The sequence below is a fragment of the Microbacterium aurugineum genome (assembly GCF_023101205.1).
Taxonomy (GTDB): domain Bacteria; phylum Actinomycetota; class Actinomycetes; order Actinomycetales; family Microbacteriaceae; genus Microbacterium; species Microbacterium aurugineum.
Map to the genome: position 1 here is coordinate 2,643,472 of NZ_CP078078.1, position 26,831 is coordinate 2,670,302.

A 26,831-nucleotide genomic window follows, 5' to 3' on the forward strand; every position below is an offset into this window, starting at 1 on the left:
ACGAATGCTGGTTTTGACGAGGCGGATCGGTGAGAGCGTGCGCATCGACGGCGACATCGAGATCACGCTGCTCGAGATCAAGGGCGACAGCGTGCGCATCGGCGTGAAGGCCCCGCGCGAGACCCGCATCCAGCGCACCGAGATCATCGAGGCGGTCGTCGCCGAGAACGTGTCGGCCGCGGCCGAGACCGGCGCCGATGCGGAGGGCGCGATCGCCGCTGCCCTCGCCCGGGGCCGGGAGTCCCGAGACTCCTAGTCGACGGGGGTCACGACCCGCGCCAGATCCGCGGCGTCCGCCCGCTTCCACTGGTCGCCTCCCGCGGCCCGCGCTCGGCTGGCCGCCTGCTCCGCCGTGGCGACGAGCAGGTCGAAGTCGAATCCGACGACCGAAGCCGTCGCCCAGCCGATGCTCGCCGACGACCGGATCCCGGTCATCGTCGTCTCCCTGTCGATCACCGAGATCCGGGTCAGGATCTCCCGCAGATGGTGGCGGACCGACTCGTCACCCCCGCGGATCACGACGATCGCCCGACCGTCCTCCACCCGGTCGGCGTCGGCCGATGCGGGCAGGGCCTCCTGGATGTCCTGGTGGAACCGATCGACGATGGCCGCGAACGCCGAACCCGTCGATGCCTCTCGGAGATCGGCGGGGTCGTCGAGTCGGATGTCGAGCACCGACCACGGGAGGTCGTTCTGCGCTTCGGCCTTGCGGAGCCGACGACGCGCACGCTCCACGAAATCCCCGACATCGCTCTTCTTCGACTCCACCCGCACCATCAGGACGAGGGTGAACGCGGCACAGGTGCTCACCACCACGGTTCCGACGGCGTTCATGCCGCGCAGCGCGCTCAGTTGCGCTCCGACCGCCGCCCCGCCCGACAGCAGGGCGGACACGGCGCTCACGACCGCGACCACGACCAGTCCACAGGAGGCGAGCACCAGCGGGAGCACGATGTCCCTCGCGGCCGGGCGATCACGGAGCAACTCGTAGGCCACGAGACCGCCGAAGACGGCGCTGCCCAGGAAGACGAGGTGGAACGACGGCAGATACCACGGGTTGTCCGCCGTCGTCACCAGCAGCGTCGGCGCGATGACGAGGAAGGCAATCACCGGCCACCAGCGGTCGCGGCGGCCGAAGTGCATCCGCAGACCGATCCACACCAACGGCTCGAAGCACAGCAGCAGGGCCGAGGCGGCGGCGAGCAGAGCCCTGGTCTCGGTCATCTGCTGCCCCGCGAGCCAGAGGTAGGCGCCGAGCATCCCCAGACCGAAGGCCGCCCCCCACGTGACGGTCGCCCTGCTCGGGCGCGCGAGGGTGCCCAGACCGATCACCAGCGCGGTGAGCACCGTGACGACCGCGACCATGCTGGTCGTGATGTCGACGTTGACGGGAACGAGCGGGGTCATACCTGAGCCTCCATCACTCGACGCTGCGGGAAGCGCAGAGTCACGCGGGTGCCGACACCGACCTCACTGGCGATGTCGATACTGCCTTCATGCGCGGCGACGATCTCCCGCACGATGCCCATCCCGAGGCCGGTGCCGCCGATGCCGGCGCGCACGGCGCTGTCGGTGCGGAAGTAGGGCTCGAACACGCGAGCGACGTCGTCTGCCGCCATGCCGAATCCGTCGTCGATGATCGTGACCACCGCCTGGTCGCCCGCCATCGTGTCGAGGTCGATACCGATGTGTCCGCCCGCGGGGGTGTACTTCGCGGCGTTGCTGAGCAGGTTGTCGACGACCTGCCGCAGCCGGAAGGCGTCGCCCGAGATGACCAGGCTCTCGGCGCCTTCGACCCGCAGCGTCTGCCTGTTGCTCGAGATGACGGGAGCGTACGATGCCGCCGCCGATTCGACGACCTCACGCAGATCCACGGATTCGAAAGGATCCTGGGCGGTGTGACTCGTCTGCCGGAGGATGCTCGTGACCAGGTCGTGCATGCGCTCACCCGCGTTCGCGATGATCTCGAGCTGTGCAGGCACCCGCCCCGGCAGGTCTTCGCGCTCACGGAGCAGGTCCACGTGGCCGACGATCGCGGTGAGGGGGTTGCGCAACTCGTGCGAGATCATGGCGTTGAAGGCCCGGCGTTCCTCGTCGACCTCGAGCCGCGCGGTCACGTCGTCGATCACGACCAGCGTGATCGCCTCGCCCTCGCCGGCGCTGGCCATCGGCTGCGTGCTCACCTCGAGGGCCCGCCATTGTCCCGCGCCATCGAACAGCCATACGCGCTCGGCATCGAGTTTCTCTCCGCCGGCGGCGCGGGCGAGGCAGGTGCGGGAGGGGGGCAGCGCGACGCCCCGTCGGGCGTCATACTCGACGGCGGCCGTGGAGAGCTCCGCGCCGAAGCGGTCGCGGCCGTAGAGCGCACGGTACGCGTCGTTCATCTGCAGGATGCGCCCTCCCGCCGTGACGACGACGAGGGCGACGCTCAGAGCGTCGACGATCTGGATCACCCGCCGCTGATTCGCCTCCGCTCGCACCGCGGCACGATTGACCTGCTCGGAACGACGTTGCAGAAGCCGCCGCGCCGCCCGAGAGCGCTGCGCACCGATCCGCACCGTCACGCCGAGGAACCCCAGGGTGATGACGAGCGTGAGGAGTCGCAGCAGGATGTCCGCCGGCGAGCCGCTCTGCTCGGCGAAGAGCACGAGGGTGGCGCTGATGAAGACGATGCCGCCGAACACCCACGGCAGGGTGAAGTACGTGGCCAGCCAGACGATGGGGAAGACCCACAGGAACCCCAGGCGGAGGCCCGGCGCATTGGTGGTGAAGCCGATCGCGAGCGCATCCAGGAGTGGCACGACGGCGGCGGCGGAGCGCGGCAGACGGTGCCACGGCACGGCCAGCGTGAGCACGCTGGTGACGAGGACGAGCACGGCCCCCGCGACGACCAAGGTGTTGGCGAAAGTCTCTGGTTTGAAGGCCGTGACCATCACGACGATCGCGACCACACTGCCGGTGAAGACCAGTTGCCAGCGCCAGATCGACACGGTGCGGATCATCGACGCTCGCCTTTCCGCTCGAAGCTCAGGTTTCCCGCAAGATTACTCAAAGATCCGTCGAGCCCGCTCTTCAGGCGGCCGTGCACCCCTAGCATTCTGAGTGGGGCCGATACTGCGACTGGGGAACAACGCAGACGCCGGGGCCACGCGAGTGGGGATTCGCAGGCGCCGGGGCCGCGGCTGGGGAGCCGCGGCCCCGCCCCGGTTCAGCCTCCCGTGTCATCAGCGGGAGTCAGGCGGTAACCGACTCCGCGCACGGTCTCGATGTAGCGCGGGTTCGCCGAGCTGTCACCCAGCTTCCGCCGCAGATTCGCGATGTGGGTCTCGATCGCCCGCTTGTCCGGTTCGCTCACGTAATCGTTCGACCCCGGTGGCGCTCCCCGCAGTCCGCGCGCGAGCTCCGCTTTGCTGGACACCCGGATGTTCGCCTCGAGGATCGCCGCGAGCAGGTCGAACTCCGTGGGAGTGAGATCTATGCGCTTCTGGCCGACGAGCACCAGCCGTGTGTCCAGATCGAGGCTGAGGTCGCGATGCACCCGGCCCCGCCACGTCAGCACCGTCGCACCGTCGGTGGACGGCTCGTTTGCAGTCGCTGGGCGTGACTCGGTGGTCGGCGGCGCGGCCGCGGGGTGCGGGCGCCTCAGCAGGGCCTGGATGCGCGCACGCAGCTCACGGGGCCGGAACGGCTTCACGAGGTACTCGTCCGCTCCGGAGGTCAGACCGAGGACCACATCGGACTCGTCCGACAGGGCCGAGAGCATGATGATGAAGGTGTCGCTGACCTGCCGGATCCGTCGCGCGACCTCGAAGCCGTCGATCCCCGGCAGGTTGATGTCGAGGGTGGTGATCACCGGGCGATGCTGCTCGACGGCCGCGATCCCGTCCGGGCCGGAACCTGCGAGGAAGGTCTCGAAGCCGGCGGCCAGGAACACCTCGTCCAGGAGCGAGCGGACGCCCGGGTCGTCATCGATGATCACGGCGACGAGGGGGGACGTCGCCGCACTCATGGGGTCTCCTCGCGCACGATGGTCACGATCCGTGGGGCATCCGCATCGAGATCCGAGGGGTCGAGTTCCCCGGAGTCGAGTTCGGAGACGCCGACCGGTCGCTCGAGCTCGATGTCCCACCACGCGTCCGCGAGATCCTCGGCCATCCCCCTCCCCCACTCGATCACCACCACCGAGCGCTCGAGGTCGAGGTCGAGGTCCTCGAGTTCCGCCGCCGATCCGAGTCGGTACGCGTCGACGTGCACGAGCGGCGCACGCCCGACCAGCGAGGGGTGGGTGCGGGCGATCACGAAGGTCGGACTCTGCACGGGTCCGCGCACACCGAGCCCTTCGGCGAGACCACGGGTGAACGTCGTCTTCCCGGCGCCCAGCGGTCCGGTGAGGATGAGCAGGTCGCCCGCCTCCAGCTGCTCACCGATCCGGAAGCCGAGCTGCTCCATCTCCTCGGACGTCGCGATCTCCCGTCTGCCGAGGAAAGCGGGGTCCACGCTCACGACGTCCTCCGCGGCACCCGGGGACCGATGCGCGTGACGATCTCGTAGTTGATGGTTCCGGCGGCCGCGGCCCAGTCCGCCGCCGAGGGCACGCCGAGGGTGGGATCGCCGAACAGGACCACCTCGTCCCCGACCGAGACCGGCGTGTCACCGACGTCGACGACGAACTGATCCATCGCGATCCTCCCGACGTTCACGAACCGCCGTCCGCCGATCGAGACGGGGAGCCTGCCCGAGGCGTTCCGGGGCACGCCGTCGGCGTATCCGAGGGGCACGAGCACCAGCGTCGTGTCGCGATCCGTGCGGTGGGCGTAGCCGTAGGAGACACCCGTGCCCGCGGGCACCCGGCGGACCGCGACGATCGCTCCGCGCAGAGTCATCGCCGGACGCAGACCGAGCTCGGCGGAGCTGCGGTCGTCGAACGGCGAGAGGCCGAAGAGCCCGATGCCGATGCGCACGGCATCGAGCCGCATCTCGGGCAGGTCGATCGCTGCGGCGGTGGCGGCGATGTGCCGGATCTCGGGATGGATACCGAAAGAGGCGGCCGCGGCGACACCTTCCTCGAACTTCGCCAGCGCAGCCCGGTCGTCCTCCGCGGAGGTGTTGGAGAGGTGGCTGAAGAGGCCGACGATACGCAGTCGTCCGATCCGCTCCAGACGCGCGGCCTCGGCCAGTACCCGCCCCCAGTCGGCCGGAGCGATGCCGTTGCGCGACAGCCCCGTCTCGAACTTGAGGTGCACCCCGACCGGACGGTCGACGGCGGCAGCGGCAGCGGCGGCCTCGAGCTGATCGAAGGAGGAGACACCGATCTCCACGTCTTGGGCCGCGGCGTGCTCGAACCGCTCGCCCGGCGCGTGCAACCAGGCCATGATCGGCGCGTGCACGCCCTGCCTGCGCAGTTCGAGGGCCTCGGGGATCTCGGCGACGCCGAGGCGTGTCGCTCCGGCAGAGAGCGCGGCGACGGCGGTCGCGGCAGCACCGTGCCCGTAGGCGCCGGCCTTGACGACCGCGATCACCTCGACGCCGGTGAGGCGGCGGAAGTGCCGCACGTTGTCGGCGACGGCATCGAGGTCGATGGTCGCCTCACGGAACGGGACGGTCACAGCGGCGCTCCTTCTGCGACGACGAACGCGGCAGCGAGGCCCGCGTCGTGGGTGAGAGTCAGATGCAGGGTGCGGATGCCGCGCTCCTCGACGACCGCGGCCGTCGAGCCGGAGAGGACGAAGTGCGGACGACCCGACGCCTCCGAGGCGATCTCGATCTCGGTCCAGTGCACCCCATCCGAGCCGCCGAGTGCTTTGATCAGCGCCTCTTTGGCCGCATACCTCGCCGCCAGGGAAGGAAGACGCAGCGGGCGCTCCGACGGGGCGAAGAGCCGCTCCAGGAGGCGGGGGGTCCGGGTCATCGTGCGCTCGAACCGCGGGATGTCCACGAGGTCGATGCCGGTGCCGATGATCATCCGTTCAGCCTATCGAGCATGCATCCGGTTGATGTCGCGCGAATGGCTCCGTTTCCGGTGGAAACGGAGCCATTCGCGTGATTCGAAGCCTGTCTTACTCGACGGTGACGGACTTCGCGAGGTTTCGGGGCTGGTCCACGTCCAGGCCCTTCGCGGTCGCGAGCGCCATCGCGAAGATCTGCAGCGGCACGACCGAGAGCAGCGGCTCGAACATCGCTCCGGCGAGCGGGATGTGGATGACCTCGTCGGCGAACGGCAGCACGGCCGCATCGCCCTCTTCGGCCACCACGATCACCCGGGCACCGCGAGCACGGATCTCCTGGATGTTCGAGACGACCTTCGAGTGCACGAGCGCGGAGTGACGCGGGGAGGGCACCAGCACGAACACGGGCTGCCCCGGCTCGATCAGAGCGATCGGACCGTGCTTGAGCTCGCCCGCGGCGAAGCCCTCCGCGTGGATGTAGGAGATCTCCTTGAGCTTGAGCGCACCTTCGAGGGCGATCGGGAAGCCGACGTGGCGACCGAGGAACAGCACCGAGCGGGTGTCGGCCATCCATCCGGCGAGCTGGGTGACGTGCTCCTGCTCGCTCTCGAGGACCTCGGCGATCTTCGCGGGCAGCTCGGTGAGTTCCGCGACGTCGGTCGAGGCGTCGGCCACGGTGCCGCGCACGCGCCCCATGTGCAGGCCGAGCAGCAGCAGGGCGGTGATCTGCGCCGAGAACGCCTTGGTCGAGGCGACCGCGACCTCGGGGCCGGCGTGGGTGTAGACGACGGCGTCCGACTCGCGCGGGATGGTCGCACCCTGGGTGTTGCAGATCGAGAGCGTGCGGGCGCCTCGCTCCCGGGCGTACTTCACGGCCATCAGGGTGTCCATGGTCTCGCCCGACTGACTGATCGACACGACGAGGGTGTCGGCGCCGATCACCGGATCGCGGTAGCGGAACTCGTGCGCGAGCTCGACGTCGACCGCGACGCGCGCCCACTGCTCGATCGCATACTTGCCGACGAGGGCCGCATACGAAGCCGTGCCGCACGCGGTGATGATGACGCGGTTGATCCCGGTGAAGAGGTCGTCGAGGCCGTCGAGCTCGGGGATGACGACCTGGCCGTCCTGGATGCGGCCGCGGATCGTGTTCGCCACGGCCTCGGGCTGCTCGGAGACCTCCTTGGCCATGAAGCTCGACCATCCGCCCTTCTCGGCGGCGGCGGCGTCCCACGAGACGTCGAAGGGCTCGGGCTCGACCGGGGTGCCGGCGAAGTCGATGACGCTGATGGAGTCGGGGGTGATCGAGACGATCTGGTCCTGGCCGATCGCCAAGGCCTTGCGCGTGTGCTCGATGAAGGCGGCCACGTCGGAGCCGAGGAAGTTCTCGCCCTCGCCGAGACCGATCACGAGCGGCGAGTTGCGGCGGGCGCCGACCACGAGGCCCGGGTGGTCCTGGTGCATCGCGAGAAGCGTGAACGCCCCCTCGAGGCGGTTCACGACCTTGCGGAAGGCGAGCTGCAGGTCTCCGCCGTTGCCGGCGTACTCACGCCCGAGCAGGGCGGCTGCGACCTCGGTGTCGGTCTCGCTGCGGAACACCACACCGTCAGCGAGCAGCTCTTCACGCAGGGCCGAGAAGTTCTCGATGATGCCGTTGTGGATGACGGCGAGCCTGTCGTCGTCCGCCAGGTGCGGGTGGGCGTTGACGTCGGTCGGTCCGCCGTGCGTCGCCCAGCGCGTGTGACCGATACCGGTCGACCCGTCGGGGAGCGGCGCGTCGGCAAGCGAGTCGCGCAGCTTCGCGAGCTTGCCCGCCTTCTTCCGCATGCCGAGGGATCCGTCACCGTCGATCACGGCGACGCCCGCGGAGTCATAGCCGCGGTACTCGAGGCGGGCGAGGCCGGCAAGAAGGATGTCCTGGCTGGGGCGCGGGCCCACGTATCCGACGATTCCACACATGCGAACAAGAGTAAGCCGGGATTTTTGCGAGTCGTCCGAACAATATTTCGGTCGGCGTGCTCCTCAGAGCTTGCGCAGCAGCACGCTCTCGACGTCATGGTCGGCGCCCTTGCGCAGCACGAGTCGCGCCCGGTGTCGCGTGGGCATCACGTTCTCGACGAGGTTGGGCATGTTGATCTCGTTCCAATACCCGAGGGCGGTCGTGATCGCCTCCTCATCGGTGAGATGGGCGAACACGTTGAAATAGGACGAGGGGTTGCTGAACGCCGCCTGCCGCAGAGCGAGGAAGCGATCGACGTACCACTTCTCGATGTGCGAGGTCTCGGCATCGACGAAGATCGAGAAATCGAACAAATCGCTCACTGCGACGTCGTTCGGGGCGGGCGGCGGCTGCAGCACGTTCAGCCCCTCGACGATCACGACGTCGGGGCGACGCACCACGACGTTCGCGTCGGGGACGATGTCGTAGCGCATGTGGGAGTAGAAGGGCGCGCGCACTTCGGTGGCCCCGCTCTTCACCTCGGTCAGGAACTCGATCAGCGCACGCCGGTCGTACGACTCCGGGAAGCCCTTGCGGTCCATGATGCCGCGGCGTTCGAGCTCGGCGTTCGGATAGAGGAAGCCATCGGTGGTGACCAGCTCCACTCGCGGGGTGCCGGGCCAGCGGCTCATCAGCTCGCGCAGCAGACGGGCGATCGTCGACTTGCCGACCGCGACCGAGCCCGCGACGCCGACGACGAACGGCGTCGTCGTGTCGTCCTCCTGCAGGAACGACGAGGTGGCGGCGCCCAGACGCTTCGTCGCCGTCGCGTACAGGCTGAGCAGACGACTCAGCGGCAGGTACACCTCGCGCACCTCGGTGAGGGACAGACGATCCCCGATACCGCGGAGTTCGACGACCTCGGTCTCGGTGAGCGGCTGATCGAGCCCGGCGGCGAGACGCGCCCACTCCGCGCGTCCGATCTCCCGATAGGGCGACAGCGGCAGCGTGGGGTCGACGGTGGTCACGCAGTACATCGTATCCGGGCGCGAGTAGTCTCTTTCCGTGCGCCTGGGAGTCCTCGACATCGGATCAAACACCGTTCACATGCTGGCGGCCGACGTCCGCCCCGGTGGACGTCCGCTCGCGACGACGAGCGACAGGACGGTGCTGCGCCTCATGCGCTACCTCACACCCGACGGCGCGATCTCGGAGGAGGGCGTGCAGGCGCTCGAGACCGCGGTCACTCAGGCCCGCCGCGTCGCCGAGGCCGAGCGCGTCGACGCCCTCCTGGCCACCGCGACCAGCGCGGTGCGTGACGCCCGCAACGGCGCGGCGGTCATCGCCCGCATCGAGGCCGCTCTGGGGCAACCCCTGCAGGTGCTCGACGGCGAGACCGAGGCGGAGCTGACCTTCCTCGCCGTGCGGCGCTGGTTCGGCTGGTCGGCCGGACAGCTGCTGCTGCTCGACATCGGCGGGGGCTCTCTGGAGATCGCGGCCGGAGCGGAGGAGATGCCCGACGCCGCCGCGTCCGTGCCCCTCGGAGCCGGGCGCATGACGGTGCAGTACCTCCCGAACGACCCGCCCGGCGAGGCGGACGTCGAGAGACTGCGCGCGCACGCGGAGGCGACCATCGCGACCGTCCTGCCCCGATTCGTCGCCCTCCCCCGTCCCGATCACGTGGTGGGTTCCTCGAAGGCGATCCGCTCGCTCGCCCGCCTGGTCGGCTATCCGGCGCCGGGATGGTCGGGGAGCGAACGCATGCTGCTGCCGCGGGCGTCGCTCGGCTCGTGGATCCCCCGGCTCGCGCGCCTTCCCGCGTCGGCCAGACAGGAACTGCCGGGGATCACCCCCGACCGGACCTTCCAGATCGTGGCCGCGGCCGTGTCGCTGCACGTGGCGATGACCGCGCTCGAACTGGAGGAGCTCGAAGTGTCGCCGTGGGCGCTGCGCGAGGGAGTGCTGCTCCGCTACATCGAGCATCTGAACGGGACCCCGATCGAGACTGAGAGCATCGAGGAGCCGCCGCGGCTACCATGACGGCATGCCTTCCCCCCGCCTCGCCCCCGTGCCCGGCGGAGTGCTGATCGCACGGGTGGCGCTCGTCGGCTACCTCCTCTTCGTGGGGTTCACCGTCTGGCTGCCGGCGACGGTCTCCGAGAAGGTCACCGGTCTGGTCGGCATCATGGCCCGGTGGGTCGCCGACGCGGGCATCGCCCCGTACCGCCCGAGTGCCGTGGTGCTGGAGGTGCTCGCGAACGTCTCGCTGTTCGTGCCCGTGGGTCTGCTGCTCGCCTTCGCACTGCCGCGTCTGCGACTCTGGCAGATCGTCGTCATCGGCGCACTGATGAGTGCGGTGATCGAGTCGGTGCAGGGCTTCATGCCCTCCCGAGCACGCTGGTCGGGTTCGCTGCCTTGTCGGTCGAGATGTTGATGAAGGTGCTCACTCCCGCCTCGCGTGCGGCGTCGAGCACGTTGAGCGTGCCGATGACGTTGGTCTTCCAGGCTTCGTCCGGATACTGCTCGAGCATGGGCAGATGCTTGAGCGCGGCGGCGTGGAAGATCACCTCGGGCTGGCGGTCGCGGAAGATCTCGAAGAGGGCAGCGCTGTCGCGGATGTCGGCGAGCACCACATCTCTGGTGTCGAGCAGGCCGTGGCCCGCCGTTCCGAGCTGCGCCATCTGCGGGCCGGTCTCGTCGCGGTCGAGCATCATCAGCTCGCTCGGCCCGTACTTGACGAGTTGGCGGCACAGCTCCGAGCCGATCGATCCGCCGGCGCCGGTGGCCAGCACACGGCGCCCTGTGATGTACCCGGCGATCAACTCGACATTCGTGTCGACGGGATGGCGCCCGATCAGGTCCTCGATGCTGATGTCGCGCACGTCCCCGGGCGATTCCTCGCCGCTCACCATGCTACTCAGGGTCGGGGTGACGACGACTCTGAGGCCCGCCGCCTCCGCATCGTCCGTCAGTCGACGCAGCAGCGCCGCATCCGCGCGTCCGATCGCGATGACGAGGACCTTCGCTCCCGTGCGCGCCGCGATCTCCGCGATCTGATCGGTGCGGCCGAGCACCGGGACGCCCCGTAGCCGGAGGTGCCGTTTGCCCGGATCGTCGTCGAGGATCCCGACCGGCCGGATGGGCGAGGACGGGTCGGTGGTGACGTTGTGCAGCAGCGTGTCGGCGACGTGGCCGGCACCGATGACGACCGCAGGATCCGCGGCGTCGTCCGGCTTGCGCGACCGTTCGATGAACAGGCGGGCCGCGTAACGGACGCCGAACATCAGCAGGAGCACGAAGGGGAAGGCGAGCAGGACGGTCCCCCGGGGGACACCGATGAAGGGCCCCACGATGATGACCGCCACCGCGAGCACCAGCGCCAGCGCGCTCACCGCAGCCGCGAGATTGCGCACCTCCTCGAACGACCCGTAGGTGAAGCGCCCGAGGTAGAAACGCAGGGAGAACCCGATGCCCACCTGGATCGCCGCCGCCGTCAAGGCAAGCACGACCGTGGATGCCCATCCCGCCAGCGTCGGCTCGAACTCGAATCGCAGCACGACGGCGGCGAGGATGCCCACGATCCAGGCTCCTGCGTCGACCGTCGCGGCCAGTGCACGTCGGCGCCGTGGCGCGAGTGCGATCGTCTTCTCCGACATCCCCCTGTGTCAGCCCTCCCTGAAATAGGTCTCTCGGACGTCGGCCTCCCCGCCTCCGCCCGAGTGATCGTCCTCCTCCTGGCATATCGACGACGTCATCGCCGTCACGCGCGCGCCGACGCCGCGGTCACGGAGTGATCGTCACGGCTTCGGGGACGCGCGGAAGACGATGCCGTGATAAAGCACGAAGCGCAGCAGAACCACGATCACGATGCTCGTCAGGTTCACGAGGTTGACCGCGACAGCGCCCGGCTCTCGCCCGAGAATCGCCTCCACGCCTTCGACCCCCACCCAGACGAGAACAGCGCCCAGGGCGGTGCAGACGGCGTTCGTGGCGAGGAACAACACGACCTCCGCGGTCCTCCCCCGCCGATCACGGTGCCGGAAGGTCCACTCCCGGTTGCCGATGTAGGCGTTGACGAGCGCGACCAGTGAAGCCACGATCTTCGCGGCGACGACATCCCAGCCCCACACGAACACCAGGAGGTTGAAGACCCCCACCTCGATGAGAGTGCTCAGCGCGCCCACGACCAGGAACCGGCTGCCGACGCCGGCGAGCCGACGCAGTCGGGTGGGAAGATCCATAGCTCAACTAGGCTACTTCCTGATCCCCGCGCACCTCGCCACCCCAAGGACCCCGTGACCCTCCGCCACCTCGCCGTCGTCATGCCCGCCTACAACGAGGCCGAAGGCATCCGCGACTTCATCGACGAGATCCGCGACTCCTTGTCTCCGGTGGTCGACCGCGTGACGTTCCATATCGCGGACGACCGCTCGACCGATGGGACCGCCACCGTGTTCGACGACGTCGAGGACGTCGCGGTCGAGGTGCAGCCGCTCAACCGCGGGCACGGTCCGACCGCACTCGCGGCCTATCGCGCCGGGCTTGCAGTGGAGCCCGATGTGCTCGTGCACGTGGACGGCGACGGGCAGTTCCACGGCCGCGATTTCCCCCGGCTGCTCGCCGCGCTCGACGCCGAGAGCGCCGATGTCGTCCACGGCGTCCGCGACGGACGCACGGACCCCTGGTACCGCAAGGTGCTCACGGGAGCCGTCGGTCTTGTGATCGCGCTGGCCGCCGGGCGCCGGATCCCGGATGTGAACACCCCGCTGCGGGCGTACCGCACGCCAGCCCTGCGGGCCCTGGTCGAGGCCACCCCACCGGATGCATCGGTGCCGCACGTGCACTTCTCTCTGGCCGAGGCCCGCGCGGGGTTCACGGTGCGCTACCTTCGAGTCGACAGCATCCCCCGCCGCGGCGCTTCCGCCACCGGCACGATGTGGGGACGCGGGAGCACCGTCGCTCTCCCCCCGAAGCGCCTGCGCCTTTTCGTCCGCACCGCCCTCGTCGAAGCGTGGGAACTCTCCCTGCGGCCGTCCGCTCCGCTGCGCAACATCCATCGACCGGAGACCGTCGCGCGATGACCCGCGCACGCACGATCGTGTTCTGGGTGGCCGCGGCCGCCTTGCTGATCGGGCACGTCATCGTCGCCTGGCACAGTCTCGTGGTGTGGCCGTTCTGGGAGGATGAGGCCTTCAACCTCACCGTCCCCCGCAATCTGCTCGACGGGCTCGGATACTCCAGCGACGGCGCGCTCTCCGGCTCGACCATGACTCCGTTCGACCCGCGCATCTCCACGGGACCGGTCGTGCTCCTCCCGGTCGCTGCACTCCTCGCGACCGGTATCGATCCGGTGCTGGCCTCCCGGCTCGTCCCGCTGGGCTTCTGGATCGTGCTGCTCCTGGGTCTCGCGGTGCTCGGACGACGCATCGGCGGTCGCTGGGCTGCGCTGCTCGCCGTGGCCGTGCCCCTCGCCTTCACCGCCGACGCCGGAATCTCCCCGATCCAGGGGCCGGCCGACCTCCTCGGCGAGATCCCCGCGGCGGCCCTGATCGTCTGGGCGCTCCTCGTGCTCCCCCGCCGGGCGTGGCTGGCCGGTCTCTTCATCGGGCTGGCGATCCAGACGAAGCTCATCGCGATCCTCGTCCTCCCGGCCTTCGCCGTGGCCCTGTGGGTGCTCTCGGACGGCGCAGGGTGGGCACGGGTTCGCGAGACGCTGCGGCGATCGTGGCTGCCGCTGCTGCTGGTCGCCGTACCGACACTGCTCGTCGAACTGGCGGCCCTGGTCTCGCTCGGCTTCTCGGGCTACGTGAAGCACCTGCGCGACCTCGCCTACTTCATCCGGAGCGGCGGCCAGGACGACGCGGCGACCACGGTGCTGCAGAAGCTCGACACCCTCGCCGGCTCCTGGTCCCTGCCTCCGGCACTCGCCGTGCTCGGCGCCCTCCTGGCCGTCGCCCTCGCCGTGGTCGGCATCGTCCGGCGGTGGCGCACCGCGACGGAGACCGAGCGCGTCGTGATCGCGTACGCCCTCACGGCGCTCGTCGGCGCACTCGCCTTCATCGGCTGGTGGGCGACGGCCTCGCGGCTGCCGCTGTGGGTGCGGCACCCCGCCCCCGCCGTCTATGCGTTCTTCCCGGTCATCGCCGCCGTCGCCGTCTGGTCTGTCGCGCGACTTCCCCGACGCGGCGTCCTGCGCATCTTCGGTGTCGTCGCCGCGTCGCTCCTGGCCGCCGTCGTCGCCGGGGGCGCTGCCGTGCACGTCGCGTCGTCGTTCGAGCCTCGGGCGCTCACCCTCGAGCGTCAGCGAGCCGCCGTCGTGCCGCTGACCGCCTGGGTCACCGAAAACGGCGTGGAGTGGCTCGCCGCGGATCCGTGGGGCGCGGCCGTCCCGCCCATCGTGCTCACCGGCGCGCATGTCGGCCTCTTCGATGCGCCAGCGATGGCGGGCGTTCCCCGGCTCACAGGTCTCGCGTGCACGACCGAGACGCTCGTCGACAGCGACCTCTACCGGATCTGCGCGGCCCCCTAGAGAAGGGGTCCTCGCGGTGAACGAAGAACCGGCCGGACGCTGTATCAGCGACCGACCGGTTCCGAAGGACTACGGGCCTCAGAGCGCGAGACGCTCCTGGACGACCTCCGCCAGGCGTCCTGCGTAGGCGTGCACCGACTCGGCGTCGGCCGCCTCCACCATGACGCGGACGAGCGGCTCGGTGCCGGACTTGCGCAGCAGCACGCGGCCGGTGTCTCCCAGCTCGGTCTCGATGTCGCGCACGGCCTGCTGCACGACCTCGTCTTCGGAGACGCGGTCCTTGTCGACGTCGCGCACGTTGATGAGCACCTGCGGGTAGACGGTCATCACCGAGGCGAGCTCGGCGATCGTCTTCTTCTGCCGCGCCATCTCCGCGACGAGGTGAAGACCCGTGAGGATGCCGTCCCCCGTGGTCGCATACTCGCTCATGATGACATGACCCGACTGCTCGCCACCGAGGGCGTACCCGCCCTCGTTCATGTCCTCGAGCACATACCGGTCGCCGACAGCGGTCTGCCGGATCGTGATCCCGTGCTCGCGCATCGCGACGTGGAGTCCGAGGTTGCTCATCACGGTCGCGACGAGGGTGTCGTCGGTGAGGTGGCCGCGCTCCTTCATCGACACCGCGAGGATCGCCATGATCTGGTCTCCGTCGATGACCTTGCCCTCGGCGTCGACGGCCAGGCATCGGTCGGCGTCGCCGTCGTGGGCGATGCCGATGTCGGCTCCCAGACGCACGACGGCCTCGGCGAGGTTGTCGAGGTGGGTCGAACCGACCCCGTCGTTGATGTTCCAGCCGTCAGGGTCCGCCCCGATGACGGTGACTTCGGCACCCGCGTCGCGGAACGTCTCCGGCGACACACCGGAGGCCGCGCCGTGGGCGCAGTCGAGCACGACGTGGATGCCGTTCAGACGGTTCGGCAGTGAGCCGAGAAGGTGCACGACGTAGCGGTCCTCAGCGTCGGAGAACCGGTCGATCCGACCGACGCCGGCACCGGTGGGACGCAGCATCTCCCCGTGCATGGCCTCTTCGATGCGCTGCTCGACCACGTCGGGGAGCTTGCGTCCGCCTCTGGCGAAGATCTTGATGCCGTTGTCGGGGGCCGCGTTGTGCGACGCCGAGATCATGACGCCGAAGTCGGCATCGCGGTCGGCCACCAGGAACGCGAGCGCCGGCGTGGGGATGACCCCTGCTTCGAGCACATCGACGCCCGAGGAGGCGAGACCTGCGGAGACGGCCGCGGTCAGAAAGTGTCCGGAGACCCGGGGGTCCCGGGCGACAACTGCGGTGAGTCGCTTGCCCTCGGCCTTGCGGGCCTCCGCAGTACGGCCCTGGCCCAGGACGACAGCAGTCGCCTGGGCCAGGGTGAGCGCCAGGTCGGCGGTGAGGATGCCATTGGCGAGTCCTCGCACGCCGTCCGTGCCAAAGATCGGCATCGGAGCAGTGGACCTTAACGCTTCGAGTACTGAGGCGCCTTGCGGGCCTTCTTGAGTCCAGCCTTCTTGCGCTCCTTGACGCGAGCGTCGCGGGAGAGGAAGCCGGCCTTCTTCAGGGTCGGACGGTTGTTCTCCTCGTCGATGCCGTTCAGCGAACGAGCGATTCCGAGGCGGAGTGCGCCGGCCTGACCCGAGGGGCCACCACCGGAGATACGAGCGATGACGTCGTATGCACCGGCGAGGTTCAGCACCGTGAACGGGTCGTTGATGAGCTGCTGGTGCAGCTTGTTCGGGAAGTAGTCCTCGATCGTGCGGCCGTTGACCGTGATCGTGCCCGAGCCGGGGACGATGCGCACGCGGGCGATGGCCTGCTTGCGACGGCCGACAGCGGCACCGGGGACGCTGAGGACGGGGCGGGGAGCCGCCTCGACCACGTCGGTCTCCGGAGTCGACGTCGAGAAGTTCTGGGGGGTTTCGGTGGTGTCCTGGATGTCAGCCACGAGTATGTCCTTAAGTCTTTACGGCGCTTACTGGGCGACCTGGTCGAGGGTGTACGGCGTCGGCTGCTGCGCGGCGTGCGGGTGCTCTGCACCGACGTACACCTTGAGCTTGGACAGCTGCTGGCGGCCGATGCTGTTCTTCGGGAGCATGCCACGGATGGCCTTCTCCACGGCACGGACCGGGTTCTTCTCGAGGAGCTCGGCGTAGGTGACCGACTTCAGACCACCCGGGTAGCCGGAGTGACGGTAAGCCAGCTTCTTCTGGAGCTTCTGACCGGTGAGCGCGACCTTCTCCGCGTTCACGATGATGACGAAGTCACCCGAGTCGATGTGGTTGGCGAAGGTCGGCTTGTGCTTGCCACGGAGGAGGGTGGCGGCGTGCGAGGCGAGGCGGCCGAGAACGACGTCGGTGGCGTCGATGACGACCCAATCGCGCTGGACTTCGCCAGCCTTGGGAGTGTAAGTGCGCGTCACGATAGTGCTGCTTTCTTGTGTCGAACGGAGAAGTTCGTGAATCCCACTCCGGGGTGGTTCGTCCTCTCCGGCTCATCGAGCGGGAAGAGAGGGGAACACGCCAGTGGAGGGCTCACGTTCGGACGATGCCCTCTCCCGCACGCGGGTAAAGGCACCAAAGGGAAATCATACGCCACCTGGTGCGGTATGCCCAAACCGCACTGCTCAGTCGGGCTTGACCGTCACGAGGATCGGCCGGTGGTCGCTCGCGCCCTGGGGCAGGGTCGTGATGCGTTCGATCTCGAACCCGGCCGACGTCGCGAAGTCGTAGTGTCCGCGGAACACCCGATAGCGCGTGTAGGTGTGGTCGTCGCTGAGCGACAGGGCATAGCCGTGGTTGCGGACGGCCTGTCCGAGGTTCTCCTTGAAGATCGGGTAGTTGTAGTCGCCGACCATCAGCTGGGGCAGCCCTTCACCCAGCGCCGCGAGTTCGGTGAGCGCGGCGCGGATCTGGTGGCGACGCAAGGAGTTCAACGCGGTCAACGGTGCCGCGTGGAACGAGGCCACGATGAAGTCCCGGCCGTCGTCGATGTCGCGCAGTCGCGCACCGAGCACGCGTTCGTGGGCGGGCTTGGCGATCCGGTCATGCAGCGACTTCTTCAGCCCGAGCGTGCGGATGGACTGCAGGTGGTACGAACTCGACCGATAGAACAGGGCGAGGCCGAGGCGGTTGCCCTGTGTGGCGTCGGCGAGTTCGAGATCACCGATCCGCGCGGGAAGCTCGGGGACATCGCACTCCTGGAGGCAGAGGATGTCGGGGTCGTGCTCGCGGACCAGCGCCGCGAGTTCGCCCGCGGCCCGATGCTTCTGGAGGTTGTACGAGATGACCTTCATGACCGTCCCACGCTACTCGCCCCTGCTGTGCCCCGGCTCCGGATCGGCGCCTTCGCGTATCGTCGCGGACGACCGCTCAGAGTAGAATATTACCTTACACATGGTTACCGAATATGATCGACGGGTCTGAAGACCGCGGTCGACGGTATCAACGACATGTCGGAGTCGCTGCTGGGCATGATGCGTGCGATCCAGGATCTGGATCAGCAGCTCGCGGGCAGCTGACGCACGGCGGCGCCTCGAGCGGGCGGGTCGGTGACATCCACCGCCCCTCCCGCTCTGCTCTGCCCGCGCTCAGGCCAATCATTCTGACCCTCACAGCGGAAGGACTCTGACCGTGGACGTACTGCTCGACCGTGAACGCCTCCGCGAAGCTCGCGACACGCTGAAGACCGCGAAGGCCGACTTCGAGGACGCCGGCTCGATCAACGACACCCTCGAGAGCGCCATCGGCACCCCGCAGGGCAAGTCGAAGCTGCGTGACCGTGTCGGCTGGTTCGAGTCCAACTGGTCGGGCAACCGCGATGACCTCAAGGAGTCGGTCGAGAACGTCTACAAGCGGCTCGACGGGATCATCGAGGGCTGGGACGAGTGGGAGGCTCAGGCCTCCGCCGAGCTCGACAGCAAGGAGGGCGGCTCATGAGCAGTTCACCGTTCACCGGCCACGAACTGCGTCAGTTCGAAGGCATCCCCGAGACGATCGCGGCGACGGCGACGCAGTACACGAACCTCGGCGCCGCGATGAAACGCACCGCCGACACCCTGCGCGACATCGCCGCTTCGCAGATCAGCCAGGGCACCGAGAAGCTCAAGCAAGACGCCGAGAGCATCGAGTCCGACCTCCGCCAGGCGGGCATCCGCTATGAAGGAACCGGAACGGCTCTGGCCCCCTACGCGACGGCGCTGGAGACGGCGCGCGCCTGGTACACGAACAACCACCAGGAGCTGGAGTCCGCCGAGACCGCTTATCACTCCGCGGTGAGCGACCAGCAGGATGCGCTCTGGATACCGGCAGCCGACGCAGATCAGCAGTCAGAGGATCTCATGGACGCCGCGAACGCCGTGACCGCGGCTTCCGAGGCGAGAGAAGATCTGTGGCGGGCCTTCGACAGCACGTTCTCCGCGTGGGAGGCGGCCTTCGACACGGCAGCCGACGGCGTCGCTGACGCCATCGATGCCGCCGACAACGACGACGGGTTCTGGGGAACGATCGCCAGTGCTCTGGTGTACATCGGATACGCCATCATCGCGATCGCGGTCGTCGCGCTGTTCGTCGTCTCCAGCCCGTGGTCGACGATTCTCCTCGCCGCGACCTTGGCACTCTCGGCGATCCATCTGGCCGGCACGATCTACATGTACGCCAACGGCAAGGCATCGCAGTCGGATGTGCTGTGGAGCACGTTCGGCCTGGTCACCGCCGGTGTGGGTGGACTCGCCTCGCGCTCCATCCGCCTGGCGACGGCGGCGAACGGTGGAGAGGCGCTCGTGACCGCATCGCAGACGGCGTCGAAGTTCCCCTCGTTCGCGAGCGGAGTGCGCACGGCCTCGATGCCTCAGCTCAGCGGATTCACGAACCCCTTCTCGACTCTGGCGCGCGGCTCCGAGTGGGCGGCGCTGAACAAGTGGGGCACCGCCCTCGCCGACTGGGCGGCGAAGTCCGGACCGCGCAGCGCGACCATCGCGGATGCCTGGGCGGATGCCGTCCTGAGCACGGTTCCGAAGATCGGTGGAGCGGGCGTGACCTCGGTCGGCAGCTGGGTCGCGGGAGTCGCCGGAGGGTTCTACAGCAGCCCGATCAACCCGTTCTACTACTCATTCGGCCGCCCGTAGGCTGACACCGTGCCTTTCTCGACACAGCCCATCTTCGGACTCAATCGCGGCTGGCTGCCCCTGCGGCTCGGCGTCCTACGCTTGATTGCCATCCTCGCCACGATCGCGACACTGGCGCAGTGGATCGTTCCCGCCGGCGCTCGCCTCATCCTCAACTGTGGCCGGGTCTACTACTCCAACGAGTGCTTGAGCTTCGGAGATTCATTGCTGCCGTGGCCGGTGCTGAGCGTGCCCGCCTGGCTCACGATCGCGGCCGGCCTGATCGCCATCGGCTGCGCTTCCGCCTACCTGCTGCTCGGCGGGCTCGAGATCGCCGATGACATCGCCTACATGACCTTCGTGCCGCTTCTGGCGGGCTATGTCACGATCTTCATCGCCGCGTTCGAGAAGGACCCGACGGGGGTGATCTGGACCCCGGGCACTGATGGCTACCCGATCGGCTGGCATTGGATCGTCGCCCCGTTCACTCTTGTGCTCATCGCCTCGGGGATCATCGCTGCGGTGCGCATGAAGCGTCTACGTGCGGAGCGTCGGAGAAAGAGGGCGCTGCGTGTCACTGAAGGATGAGATCCTCGGCCGATTCGAGCCGACGCCGCAGGGCTACACGCTGCTCGTGCCCCCGGACTGGGGGCGGTTCGTCGCCGATGATGCGGGTCGTGACGAGCTCGTCGGCCTCCTGCGTGCGCGCTTCCTCGAGGTGCACCGCCCCGAGTTGTTCGGTCAGGCGCGCGCGGCCGTGCACCAGCAGTGGGCACAGCTACGCGAACGCGGAGCGATCGAAATCTACATGCCCGTCATCCCTCCCGTCGAGGGCGGAACGCCGATGAGCATCGTGACGGTGCCCTGGATCGCACAGGGCACCTTCGAAGAGGACGTGCACCGCCGCGCGGGCGGCGCCACGGTCGAGACCTTGGATGCCGACGACGGGACATCGGTCTACCGCTGGGAGACCGAGCGGGAAGGACGTGGATCGACCGAAGGAGTGTCCGCGCGGGAGATCTGCTACGTCCGCCCCTTCCCCGGAGCGGCCCCGCAGCGAGGCATCCTCGTCATGGCGTCGATCGTGCACCCCGGGGTCGCCGAAGCCGGCCCCGCTCTCGACGGTTTCACCGCACTCGCGGATGCGGTGGCGTCGACTCTCGTCTGGAGATTCGAGTGACCGATGCCCTTCCTTTCGGCTGGCTGCCGACGCCATTCGGTGTCGAGGAGGCCGAGGCCGCAGAACTCGCCATGGAGCTGACGCGCATCGCGGCCGATTCCGTCCCGGGCTTCATCGATGGTGACCAGGCGCGCCGGGCGATGGCCGCCACCATCGGCCGCCCGCCGATCACGGCGAACACGGTCGGCCGGGTGTGGCATGTGCTCGGCGCGGGGGCCACCGGCGCGATCGTCGATCTCAGCGTGGTGGAGGGCACGGAATCCGTTGTCGACTCCCCCTTCGCGTTCACGGTCTCCCAGCGGACCGTTCCCTTCTCCGGAGGTCGGGCCGTGCTCTCCTTCGTCGCGCCGCGGGAACACGTGCCCGTCTCCATGATGCTGCGCGCGCAGCGCCGCGTCGGTCAACGCACGCTGGTCGCCGACGTGATCGACGCGGCCCCGGTGCTCGGATTCATCCTCGATGACGTGATCTCGCTCGTCGGCGGCACACCTCCCGCAGACGTTCATCCCGCCGTCCCGAGCTGAGGCCCGCTCCGGAGACGAGGCGACCGCTACCCGCGGTCGCGGCGAGCGCGCGTCTGCTCGGCCCGCGTCGCCAACAGGTCATCGGCGGGGTAGCCGACCTCGGTGAGGATCAGGCCGCGCGCGGCCAGCACCTTGAACTCACTGGTCCGGGTGAGCGCATCGCGCAGCACGACGAGATCATCGACGCCGAGCCGCCCCTCCCCCACGGCGGCACAGGCCCCCACGAGCGCGCGCACCATGCTGTGGCAGAACGCATCGGCCTTGACCTCGGCGACGAGCACACCCTCGGCGTCGCGGGCCCAGCGGTAGTCGAGCAGCGTGCGGATGGTCGTCGCCTCCTCGCGAGGTTTGCAGTACGCCGCGAAGTCGTGCAGGCCGATGAGGGTGCGCGCCGCAGCGTCCATGGCCTGTTCGTCGAGCCGACCGCGGACGGTCGTCGTGTCGTGCCGGCGCAGCGGGTCGAACCCGGTCCGGGCATCGGCGAGACGGTAGCGGTACCGGCGCCAGACCGCCGAGAAGCGCGCGTCGAAACCTTCCGGGGCGATCGAGGTGCGGGTGACCGTCACATCCGAGTACGCACCGAGCACGCCCCGCATGCGACCGGCGATGGTCTCGGCGGGCTCCAGCGGCGCGCGGCCCTGTCGGGACTCGATGCGCGACCACTGCTTCTCGTCGAGGTCGACATGGGCCACCTGACCGCTCGCGTGCACGCCGGCGTCGGTGCGTCCGGCGACGACGAACTGCACGTCGGAGCCGACGATCCGGGCCAGGGCGGCTTCCAGAGTCCCCTGCACGGTGCGGAGCGTCGGCTGCTTCGCCCACCCGCGGAAGTGGGTGCCGTCGTAGGCGATGTCGAGCCGGATGCGCACGCAGCAAGCCTAGGACAAGCGCCCCGGAGCCGATGGGCGCCGCTCAGCGTTCGACCAGGATCCCGTCTTCGTCGCTGTACAGATACGATCCTTCTTCGAGTTCGTCGTAGAGGTCGGCGGTGGCGACCGTCATCCTCAGATGCCGCCGTCGATGGATCGGATCGTCACCGCGGGCTCATCGGGCACCATCACCTGGGTGTCGCGGTTCAGGCTCTCACCGCGGAAGAAGCGCTTGGACCGGGGGAACAGGTACCAGACGAACATCAGCACCAGGCCGAAGGCGAGGGAGCCGACGCCGATCACGAAGGTGCCGCCGATGCCGAACAGCACGGTGTAGCCGTAGTCCACGTCCCACATGTCGATCGCGGACTGCACGAACGCCCAGGTCAGCATGAGCCCGCCGAGCAGGGGGAACAACCCCTTGAAGAAGAACTCACGCGCCGAGGCGGTCAGGTCCTTGCGGAAGTACCAGACGCTCGCGAAACCGGTGATGGCGTAGTAGAAGGCGATCGCGAGACCGAGCGACAGGATCGAGTCCTGCAGGATGTTGTCACTGATCAAGGTCATGCCGATGTAGTACACGGAGGCGACCACGCCCATGACGATCGTCGAGAACGACGGCGTCTTGTACGTCGGGTGCACCTCCTTGAATTTGGCGGGAAGCGCGCGATAGACCCCCATCGCGAGCGTGCCACGGGCGGTCGGCAAGATGGTGGTCTGCGTCGACGAGATCGCCGAGATGATCACCGACACGACCAGGACCCAACCGAACGGTCCGAGGAGGCCGTCCTTGATCGCGAGGAAGAAGTCGTCGGCGTTCGCCTCGTTGCCGAGTCCCGTGCCGTCCTCCCCCAGGCCGGCGTACATCATCGCCGCGATCGTGACCGCGACATACGTGAAGAGGAGGATGACGGTGGTGAGCAGTGCGGCGCGACCGGGAATGCGCTTCGGGTCCTTCGTCTCCTCGTTCAGCGCGAGGCAGGTGTCCCAGCCCCAGTAGATGAAGAGCGCGAGGAGGATCGCCTCCGTGAAGCCAGACCAGTCGGTGAAGGCGAACGGGTTCAGCCACTCCCAGTCGAACGGGGTCGGGTTCGGGGCCGTCCCGGCGAAGAACTGCCACAGCGCCGTGACGACGAAGATGGCCAGCGCCAGGTACTGGATGCCGAGCAGGATGTTCTGGATGCGCTCGCCGATCTCGACACCGCGCCAGCTCACCCACGTCATGGCGGCGATGAAAGCGACGGCGACGACGACGACGCGCCAGTCGTTGTTCTCCAGGTCCTGTCCGATCAGCGACCAGAAGTAGACCGAGGCGATCTGGGCCAGGTTCGCGAGCACGACCATGCCGGCGACCGCGACGCCCCAGCCGCCCATCCAGCCGACCCACGGCCCGAAGGCCTTGGTTCCCCAGGTGAAGGTGGTGCCGCAGTCGGGAACGGCGTTGTTGAGCTCACGGTAGGCAAAAGCGATCAGGAGCATCGGGACGAACGCGATGATGAAGGCGATCGGAGCCTGAGCCCCCACCGCGAGCACGACGAATCCGAGCGTCGCGACGAGCGAGTAGACGGGGGCGGTGGAGGCGAGACCGATGACGGTGGATCCCCACAATCCCAGTGTTCCCGCAGCGAGACCCTTGCCATCGGGTCGTTCCAGGTGAATCGGCGTCGTTGCTGCCATGTCAGAACAGTAAGGCCACCGCGGTTATCGCGTCAACGGGTTTCTGAAACCGTCAGAATTCGAAGCAAGAGACCGCCTCCCACGACGGAATCCGCAAGTTCAGTCCCGTCCGAGCATGCCGTCGGCGTGGTCGGCGACCCACTCCATCAGCGGGAGCATCCGCTCCATCAGGTCGCGACCGAGCGGTGTCAGGCTGTATTCGACGTGGGGCGGCACGGTCGGCAGCGACTCCCGGTGCACGAGTCCGTCATCGGCGAGGGTGCGCAGCGTCGAGGCGAGCATCTTCTCGCTGATGCCGTCGACCTCACGACGCAGCGCACCCCAGCGGTGTGTGCCATCGGACAGGCACGACAGGACCAGGACGCCCCACTTGCTCATGATGTGATCGAGGACGACACGTGTGCCGCAGTTCTGATCGAAGGCGAAGGGTGTCGATTCCTTGATCTGCGCGAAACTTACCGTTATGTGGGTACCTTACTTCAAAGTGGGTACCCGCAGATTGGAATGCCGAATCACCACCCCGGGGTTGTCGAGTGTGTCACCTACGAAAGGATCCCCATGACCATCCTCGTCACCGGCGCGACCGGCAACCTCGGCCGCCTCATCATCGACAGCCTCCTCGAGCGCGGCGCGGACCCGCAGTCGATCGTCGCGGGTGCGCGCGACACGACGAAGGTCGCCGATCCACGCGTGCGCAGTGTTCACCTCGACTACACCGACGCCGCCTCCGTGGCCGCAGCCGTCGACGGCGTCGACACGGTCATCCTGGTCTCCGGCTCCGAGGTCGGCCAGCGCGTTCCCCAGCACCGGACGGTCATCGACGCGGCGAAGGCCGCCGGTGTCACCAAGTTCGTCTACACCAGCGCTCCGAAGGCGACCTCGAGCGACCTCGTCCTGGCACCGGAGCACAAGGCGACGGAAGAGCTCATCGCCGCCGCGGGACTGCCCGCGGTCATCCTCCGCAACAACTGGTACACCGAGAACTACGCCGCCGACCTCGCACGTGCTGCCGAGACCGGGGTGCTCACCGCAGGCACCGGAGACGGACGAGTCGCGTCGGCCAGCCGCAGGGACTTCGCGGAGGCCGCCGCCGTCGTCGCACTCGAAGACGGTCACATCGGAGAGGTCTACGAGCTGGGCGGCGACGTCGCCTGGACGTACTCCGATCTCGCGGCGGCCTTCTCCGAGGTCACCGGGCGCCCGGTGACTTTCGTCCCGGTCTCCTCGGACGATCAGGTCGCGGCACTCCGCGACGCCGGGCTCGACGAAGGCACGGCCGGCTTCGTCGCCGCGCTCGACGCCGGGATCAAGGGTGGCGCGCTCGCCGACACCGACGGCACGCTCGCCCGCCTGATCGGCCGTCCGACCACTCCGCTCGTCGAGGGCCTGCGCGCGGTCGCCTGAGCTGCACCGCAACCGAGTGCCGCTCCCCGCCGGGAACGGCACTCGGTTGCCTCATCCGCCGCTACGTCGTCGCGCGGGACTGGACGTGCACCACGGTGAGTGTGATGCTGTCGTGTCCCACACCGCGCGTAGCGAGGAGCGCGGCGACGGCGGCATGGACGGCGCGCAGGGTCTCGCCCGAAGGGGCGTCCTCATCCACACCGATCGACGCCTCGACGGCGACGCCGTCGCCGGCCGGGGCCACCGCCACGATCGGTTCGTCGTCCTTGCGCACGCCCAGGGCCGCGGCCCCCACGCGCAACAGGTTGGAGACCAGGGACCCTGACCGATAGACGTTCCGGACACCCGGTGTCGTCCGTATCGTCTCCTCGATCGACGCGGCCAGCTCTGCGCAGGCTTCGGGCGTCATCATCGCTCGTCGGTCCATGACGACACCTCCCGGATGTCTCGGATCGCGATGTCGATCGCGACGATGTTGAGCTCGGTGTGTGCGCGGAGGCTGCGGTCGACCTCGTTCCTCAGCCGCTCGGCGACCACCGGTATCGACTGCCCGTGCATCGCGCTCGCATCGATCTCGACACGGATCGGGGCGTTCGCGGTCGTGACGTCCCCGTCGAGTCGGCACCGTCCGACCAGCAGTCCGGGCACCACCTTCTCCGCGGCGCGGATGAGGCCACGCACGGCACCCTCGGTGATCCCGAGGTCCACGTCCGGGTCGATGGAAGCGAAGGGAATGCGACGGCCGGCACGGGCGTCGATCGCGATGCCGCTGAGGATGCGGTCCACCCAGCTCTCGTCGACCTCCGGCTCAGCCGCGGTCTCCGCCGCGATCAGTTCAGCGCCGAGTCCATGCAGGCGCTCCAGCGCGTCGAGCGCCAGCTGACAGCCGGGCGACTCGTCGATCGAACGATCGGCGGGCTGCCTCCCTGCCTCCAGGTAGTCGGTGAGCTCGTCGAGTGTGTGCCCGTCGAGATCGGTCGGCGCCAGGCTGAGCCGGCGGGCCTTCGGCGTCTCTTTGTCGTCGGTCATCGCCACTCCTCCATCCGTACGATCATGAATCTGCGGGCTCGAGCGAGCAGCCCCCTTGACGTCGAGACCGGAATTCCGAGCTCTTCGGAGATCTCCTCGTACGAGTAGCCGCCGATCTCCCGCAGGATCCAGCACTCCCGCTGCGCGTCGGGCAGTTCTCGAAGAGCTGCCCCGAGCGCCGCGACCCCCGCTCGCACCTCGACCACTGCGGACGGTGACGCGTGCAGCGGTGCCGGCCTGTCGATCGAATCGATGTCGACGGCGGGCCGGGTCGCGCGGATGCGGTCGACCGCTTTCCTGCTCACGATCCTCATCAGCCAGCTCTTCACCTTGGCCGGATCGTCGAGCTCGCCGAATCGCTGCCAGGCGGTCACGAACGTCTCCTGCACGATGTCGTCCACATCGGCTGAGGCGTTCAGCATCCGCTGCGTGTATGCGCGCATCATCGGCGAGTACCGACGCACGAGGACCGCGAACGCCTCGACGTCCCCATCCATCGCACGACCGGCGACGATGGCGTCGTCCGCGTGCTCGAGCGCCCTGCGAAAGCGTTCGTCTTCCATCCACCCCACCCCTCGATCCGCCCCTCTAGGCAATTCGGAACGGACGCCCGATCAGATCGGATCATTTCCCGCCTATCCG

General features: G+C 68.5%; 31 protein-coding genes. 11 read left to right on the forward strand and 20 right to left on the reverse strand.

Translation table 11 applies throughout. The annotated features are described in order from the left end of the window. The first annotated feature begins 4 nt into the window (after window positions 1–4). Complete coding sequence (gene csrA / locus KV397_RS12710; RefSeq protein ID WP_047524777.1) at window positions 5–256, forward strand: carbon storage regulator CsrA; 252 nt, start codon at window positions 5–7, stop codon at window positions 254–256. Here the strand turns inward: csrA and KV397_RS12715 are convergent. From KV397_RS12715 to coaA, 8 genes are all read right to left on the reverse strand, one after another. Then, on the reverse strand, window positions 253–1,407 hold the full coding sequence (locus KV397_RS12715; RefSeq protein ID WP_261811415.1) for a hypothetical protein: 1,155 nt from the start codon (window positions 1,405–1,407) through the stop codon (window positions 253–255). The two genes, csrA and KV397_RS12715, sit on opposite strands and share 4 nt — an antisense overlap. Beyond that, entirely contained in the window at window positions 1,404–3,002 is a 1,599-nt protein-coding gene (locus KV397_RS12720) for a sensor histidine kinase (RefSeq protein WP_261811416.1), read from the reverse strand. Before KV397_RS12720 ends, KV397_RS12715 begins: the two co-directional genes overlap by 4 nt. Window positions 3,003–3,208: 206 nt before the next feature. After that, window positions 3,209–4,009 (reverse strand): response regulator transcription factor, encoded by an 801-nt coding sequence (locus KV397_RS12725; protein WP_232762443.1) that lies wholly within the window; start codon window positions 4,007–4,009, stop codon window positions 3,209–3,211. Continuing rightward, window positions 4,006–4,503 (reverse strand): tRNA (adenosine(37)-N6)-threonylcarbamoyltransferase complex ATPase subunit type 1 TsaE, encoded by a 498-nt coding sequence (tsaE, locus tag KV397_RS12730; RefSeq protein ID WP_227992019.1) that lies wholly within the window; start codon window positions 4,501–4,503, stop codon window positions 4,006–4,008. The genes KV397_RS12725 and tsaE overlap by 4 nt, the downstream gene beginning before the upstream one ends. Then, window positions 4,500–5,606 carry an alanine racemase gene (gene alr / locus KV397_RS12735; RefSeq protein WP_261811417.1) on the reverse strand — a complete coding sequence of 369 codons (1,107 nt, stop codon included), beginning with the start codon at window positions 5,604–5,606 and terminating at the stop codon, window positions 4,500–4,502. Before alr ends, tsaE begins: the two co-directional genes overlap by 4 nt. Continuing rightward, on the reverse strand, window positions 5,603–5,962 hold the full coding sequence (locus tag KV397_RS12740; RefSeq protein WP_047524761.1) for a holo-ACP synthase: 360 nt from the start codon (window positions 5,960–5,962) through the stop codon (window positions 5,603–5,605). Before KV397_RS12740 ends, alr begins: the two co-directional genes overlap by 4 nt. 94 nt (window positions 5,963–6,056) lie before the next feature. Then, window positions 6,057–7,904 carry a glutamine--fructose-6-phosphate transaminase (isomerizing) gene (glmS, locus tag KV397_RS12745; RefSeq protein ID WP_261811418.1) on the reverse strand — a complete coding sequence of 616 codons (1,848 nt, stop codon included), beginning with the start codon at window positions 7,902–7,904 and terminating at the stop codon, window positions 6,057–6,059. A 63-nt stretch (window positions 7,905–7,967) separates the two neighbouring features. Then, window positions 7,968–8,921 carry a type I pantothenate kinase gene (coaA, locus tag KV397_RS12750; RefSeq protein ID WP_134353110.1) on the reverse strand — a complete coding sequence of 318 codons (954 nt, stop codon included), beginning with the start codon at window positions 8,919–8,921 and terminating at the stop codon, window positions 7,968–7,970. Window positions 8,922–8,949: 28 nt separating this feature from the next. Here coaA and KV397_RS12755 point away from each other — a divergent pair, with 28 nt between their 5' ends. Continuing rightward, window positions 8,950–9,924, forward strand: coding sequence for a Ppx/GppA phosphatase family protein (locus tag KV397_RS12755; RefSeq protein WP_131491827.1), 975 nt, complete (start codon window positions 8,950–8,952; stop codon window positions 9,922–9,924). A gap of 4 nt (window positions 9,925–9,928) precedes the next feature. Next, window positions 9,929–10,318 (forward strand): VanZ family protein, encoded by a 390-nt coding sequence (locus KV397_RS12760; RefSeq protein WP_131491826.1) that lies wholly within the window; start codon window positions 9,929–9,931, stop codon window positions 10,316–10,318. On the opposite strand, the gene KV397_RS12765 is transcribed toward KV397_RS12760, so the two are convergent. Together KV397_RS12765 and KV397_RS12770 are read right to left on the reverse strand one after the other, a co-directional pair. Continuing rightward, window positions 10,263–11,540 carry a polysaccharide biosynthesis protein gene (locus KV397_RS12765; protein WP_261811419.1) on the reverse strand — a complete coding sequence of 426 codons (1,278 nt, stop codon included), beginning with the start codon at window positions 11,538–11,540 and terminating at the stop codon, window positions 10,263–10,265. The two genes, KV397_RS12760 and KV397_RS12765, sit on opposite strands and share 56 nt — an antisense overlap. A 141-nt stretch (window positions 11,541–11,681) precedes the next feature. Next, the gene (locus KV397_RS12770) at window positions 11,682–12,125 is read right to left on the reverse strand and encodes a GtrA family protein (protein WP_052193329.1); all 444 of its coding nucleotides are present in this window, start codon (window positions 12,123–12,125) and stop codon (window positions 11,682–11,684) included. Between the two features lie 54 nt (window positions 12,126–12,179). Here KV397_RS12770 and KV397_RS12775 point away from each other — a divergent pair, with 54 nt between their 5' ends. After that, entirely contained in the window at window positions 12,180–12,965 is a 786-nt protein-coding gene (locus KV397_RS12775) for a glycosyltransferase family 2 protein (protein WP_131491824.1), read from the forward strand. Beyond that, window positions 12,962–14,413, forward strand: coding sequence for a hypothetical protein (locus KV397_RS12780; RefSeq protein WP_153243642.1), 1,452 nt, complete (start codon window positions 12,962–12,964; stop codon window positions 14,411–14,413). Before KV397_RS12775 ends, KV397_RS12780 begins: the two co-directional genes overlap by 4 nt. Before the next feature lie 78 nt (window positions 14,414–14,491). Here the strand turns inward: KV397_RS12780 and glmM are convergent, their stop codons facing one another. The 4 genes from glmM to KV397_RS12800 form a co-directional block, all read right to left on the reverse strand. Continuing rightward, window positions 14,492–15,850 carry a phosphoglucosamine mutase gene (gene glmM, locus KV397_RS12785; protein ID WP_047520846.1) on the reverse strand — a complete coding sequence of 453 codons (1,359 nt, stop codon included), beginning with the start codon at window positions 15,848–15,850 and terminating at the stop codon, window positions 14,492–14,494. 14 nt (window positions 15,851–15,864) lie between these two features. Next, window positions 15,865–16,350: a 30S ribosomal protein S9 gene (gene rpsI / locus KV397_RS12790; protein ID WP_017828210.1), complete on the reverse strand. Its 486-nt coding sequence runs from the start codon at window positions 16,348–16,350 to the stop codon at window positions 15,865–15,867. A 27-nt stretch (window positions 16,351–16,377) separates the two neighbouring features. Then, window positions 16,378–16,824: a 50S ribosomal protein L13 gene (rplM, locus tag KV397_RS12795; RefSeq protein ID WP_047520838.1), complete on the reverse strand. Its 447-nt coding sequence runs from the start codon at window positions 16,822–16,824 to the stop codon at window positions 16,378–16,380. Window positions 16,825–17,028: 204 nt separating this feature from the next. Next, on the reverse strand, window positions 17,029–17,697 hold the full coding sequence (locus KV397_RS12800; protein WP_047520836.1) for an endonuclease/exonuclease/phosphatase family protein: 669 nt from the start codon (window positions 17,695–17,697) through the stop codon (window positions 17,029–17,031). A gap of 337 nt (window positions 17,698–18,034) precedes the next feature. Between KV397_RS12800 and KV397_RS12805 the strand changes: the two genes are divergently transcribed. Genes KV397_RS12805 through KV397_RS12825 form a run of 5 tightly spaced genes read left to right on the forward strand, consistent with a single transcriptional unit; the run spans window position 18,035 to window position 21,210 of the window. After that, entirely contained in the window at window positions 18,035–18,340 is a 306-nt protein-coding gene (locus tag KV397_RS12805) for a hypothetical protein (RefSeq protein WP_261811420.1), read from the forward strand. Then, window positions 18,337–19,527 (forward strand): apolipoprotein A1/A4/E family protein, encoded by a 1,191-nt coding sequence (locus KV397_RS12810; protein WP_261811421.1) that lies wholly within the window; start codon window positions 18,337–18,339, stop codon window positions 19,525–19,527. The genes KV397_RS12805 and KV397_RS12810 overlap by 4 nt, the downstream gene beginning before the upstream one ends. A gap of 9 nt (window positions 19,528–19,536) precedes the next feature. Beyond that, a complete protein-coding gene (locus KV397_RS12815; RefSeq protein ID WP_261811422.1) occupies window positions 19,537–20,094 on the forward strand; it encodes a hypothetical protein in 558 nt (185 codons plus the stop codon). Further along, window positions 20,078–20,686 carry a hypothetical protein gene (locus tag KV397_RS12820; RefSeq protein WP_261811423.1) on the forward strand — a complete coding sequence of 203 codons (609 nt, stop codon included), beginning with the start codon at window positions 20,078–20,080 and terminating at the stop codon, window positions 20,684–20,686. The genes KV397_RS12815 and KV397_RS12820 overlap by 17 nt, the downstream gene beginning before the upstream one ends. Continuing rightward, a complete protein-coding gene (locus KV397_RS12825; RefSeq protein WP_261811424.1) occupies window positions 20,683–21,210 on the forward strand; it encodes a hypothetical protein in 528 nt (175 codons plus the stop codon). Before KV397_RS12820 ends, KV397_RS12825 begins: the two co-directional genes overlap by 4 nt. Window positions 21,211–21,236: 26 nt before the next feature. Here KV397_RS12825 and truA read toward each other — a convergent pair whose 3' ends face one another. From truA to KV397_RS12840, 3 genes are all read right to left on the reverse strand, one after another. Next, complete coding sequence (gene truA, locus KV397_RS12830) at window positions 21,237–22,079, reverse strand: tRNA pseudouridine(38-40) synthase TruA (protein ID WP_261811425.1); 843 nt, start codon at window positions 22,077–22,079, stop codon at window positions 21,237–21,239. A gap of 135 nt (window positions 22,080–22,214) precedes the next feature. Next, window positions 22,215–23,756 carry an APC family permease gene (locus KV397_RS12835; RefSeq protein ID WP_261811426.1) on the reverse strand — a complete coding sequence of 514 codons (1,542 nt, stop codon included), beginning with the start codon at window positions 23,754–23,756 and terminating at the stop codon, window positions 22,215–22,217. Window positions 23,757–23,855: 99 nt separating this feature from the next. After that, a complete protein-coding gene (locus KV397_RS12840; RefSeq protein ID WP_131491815.1) occupies window positions 23,856–24,221 on the reverse strand; it encodes a winged helix-turn-helix transcriptional regulator in 366 nt (121 codons plus the stop codon). A 93-nt stretch (window positions 24,222–24,314) separates the two neighbouring features. On the opposite strand from KV397_RS12840, the gene KV397_RS12845 reads away from it, so the two are divergent. Then, window positions 24,315–25,160: an SDR family oxidoreductase gene (locus tag KV397_RS12845; protein ID WP_248569703.1), complete on the forward strand. Its 846-nt coding sequence runs from the start codon at window positions 24,315–24,317 to the stop codon at window positions 25,158–25,160. Window positions 25,161–25,221: 61 nt separating this feature from the next. On the opposite strand, the gene KV397_RS12850 is transcribed toward KV397_RS12845, so the two are convergent. From KV397_RS12850 to KV397_RS12860, 3 genes are read right to left on the reverse strand one after another with little or no spacing between them, the layout of a single operon-like run. After that, window positions 25,222–25,587, reverse strand: a complete 366-nt coding sequence (locus KV397_RS12850) for a hypothetical protein (protein ID WP_227992017.1) — start codon at window positions 25,585–25,587, stop codon at window positions 25,222–25,224. Further along, the gene (locus KV397_RS12855) at window positions 25,569–26,189 is read right to left on the reverse strand and encodes an Asp23/Gls24 family envelope stress response protein (protein ID WP_153243637.1); all 621 of its coding nucleotides are present in this window, start codon (window positions 26,187–26,189) and stop codon (window positions 25,569–25,571) included. The genes KV397_RS12850 and KV397_RS12855 overlap by 19 nt, the downstream gene beginning before the upstream one ends. Further along, window positions 26,186–26,752 carry an RNA polymerase sigma factor gene (locus tag KV397_RS12860; protein WP_047520823.1) on the reverse strand — a complete coding sequence of 189 codons (567 nt, stop codon included), beginning with the start codon at window positions 26,750–26,752 and terminating at the stop codon, window positions 26,186–26,188. The genes KV397_RS12855 and KV397_RS12860 overlap by 4 nt, the downstream gene beginning before the upstream one ends. Window positions 26,753–26,831 lie beyond the last annotated feature (79 nt).

What these genes read in the sequence shown, in the direction of transcription:
- KV397_RS12760 (WP_131491826.1), top strand. Translation starts at nt 9,929, where the DNA reads ATGCCTTCCCCCCGCCTCGCCCCCGTGCCCGGCGGAGTGCTGATCGCA.
- KV397_RS12770 (WP_052193329.1), bottom strand. Translation starts at nt 12,125, where the DNA reads ATGGATCTTCCCACCCGACTGCGTCGGCTCGCCGGCGTCGGCAGCCGG.
- KV397_RS12855 (WP_153243637.1), bottom strand. Translation starts at nt 26,189, where the DNA reads ATGACCGACGACAAAGAGACGCCGAAGGCCCGCCGGCTCAGCCTGGCG.
- csrA (WP_047524777.1), top strand. Translation starts at nt 5, where the DNA reads ATGCTGGTTTTGACGAGGCGGATCGGTGAGAGCGTGCGCATCGACGGC.
- KV397_RS12810 (WP_261811421.1), top strand. Translation starts at nt 18,337, where the DNA reads ATGAGCAGTTCACCGTTCACCGGCCACGAACTGCGTCAGTTCGAAGGC.
- KV397_RS12860 (WP_047520823.1), bottom strand. Translation starts at nt 26,752, where the DNA reads ATGGAAGACGAACGCTTTCGCAGGGCGCTCGAGCACGCGGACGACGCC.
- KV397_RS12850 (WP_227992017.1), bottom strand. Translation starts at nt 25,587, where the DNA reads ATGGACCGACGAGCGATGATGACGCCCGAAGCCTGCGCAGAGCTGGCC.
- KV397_RS12835 (WP_261811426.1), bottom strand. Translation starts at nt 23,756, where the DNA reads ATGGCAGCAACGACGCCGATTCACCTGGAACGACCCGATGGCAAGGGT.
- KV397_RS12715 (WP_261811415.1), bottom strand. Translation starts at nt 1,407, where the DNA reads ATGACCCCGCTCGTTCCCGTCAACGTCGACATCACGACCAGCATGGTC.
- glmM (WP_047520846.1), bottom strand. Translation starts at nt 15,850, where the DNA reads ATGCCGATCTTTGGCACGGACGGCGTGCGAGGACTCGCCAATGGCATC.
- KV397_RS12720 (WP_261811416.1), bottom strand. Translation starts at nt 3,002, where the DNA reads ATGATCCGCACCGTGTCGATCTGGCGCTGGCAACTGGTCTTCACCGGC.
- coaA (WP_134353110.1), bottom strand. Translation starts at nt 8,921, where the DNA reads ATGTACTGCGTGACCACCGTCGACCCCACGCTGCCGCTGTCGCCCTAT.
- KV397_RS12800 (WP_047520836.1), bottom strand. Translation starts at nt 17,697, where the DNA reads ATGAAGGTCATCTCGTACAACCTCCAGAAGCATCGGGCCGCGGGCGAA.
- glmS (WP_261811418.1), bottom strand. Translation starts at nt 7,904, where the DNA reads ATGTGTGGAATCGTCGGATACGTGGGCCCGCGCCCCAGCCAGGACATC.
- KV397_RS12725 (WP_232762443.1), bottom strand. Translation starts at nt 4,009, where the DNA reads ATGAGTGCGGCGACGTCCCCCCTCGTCGCCGTGATCATCGATGACGAC.
- KV397_RS12740 (WP_047524761.1), bottom strand. Translation starts at nt 5,962, where the DNA reads ATGATCATCGGCACCGGCATCGACCTCGTGGACATCCCGCGGTTCGAG.
- KV397_RS12765 (WP_261811419.1), bottom strand. Translation starts at nt 11,540, where the DNA reads ATGTCGGAGAAGACGATCGCACTCGCGCCACGGCGCCGACGTGCACTG.
- KV397_RS12780 (WP_153243642.1), top strand. Translation starts at nt 12,962, where the DNA reads ATGACCCGCGCACGCACGATCGTGTTCTGGGTGGCCGCGGCCGCCTTG.
- KV397_RS12845 (WP_248569703.1), top strand. Translation starts at nt 24,315, where the DNA reads ATGACCATCCTCGTCACCGGCGCGACCGGCAACCTCGGCCGCCTCATC.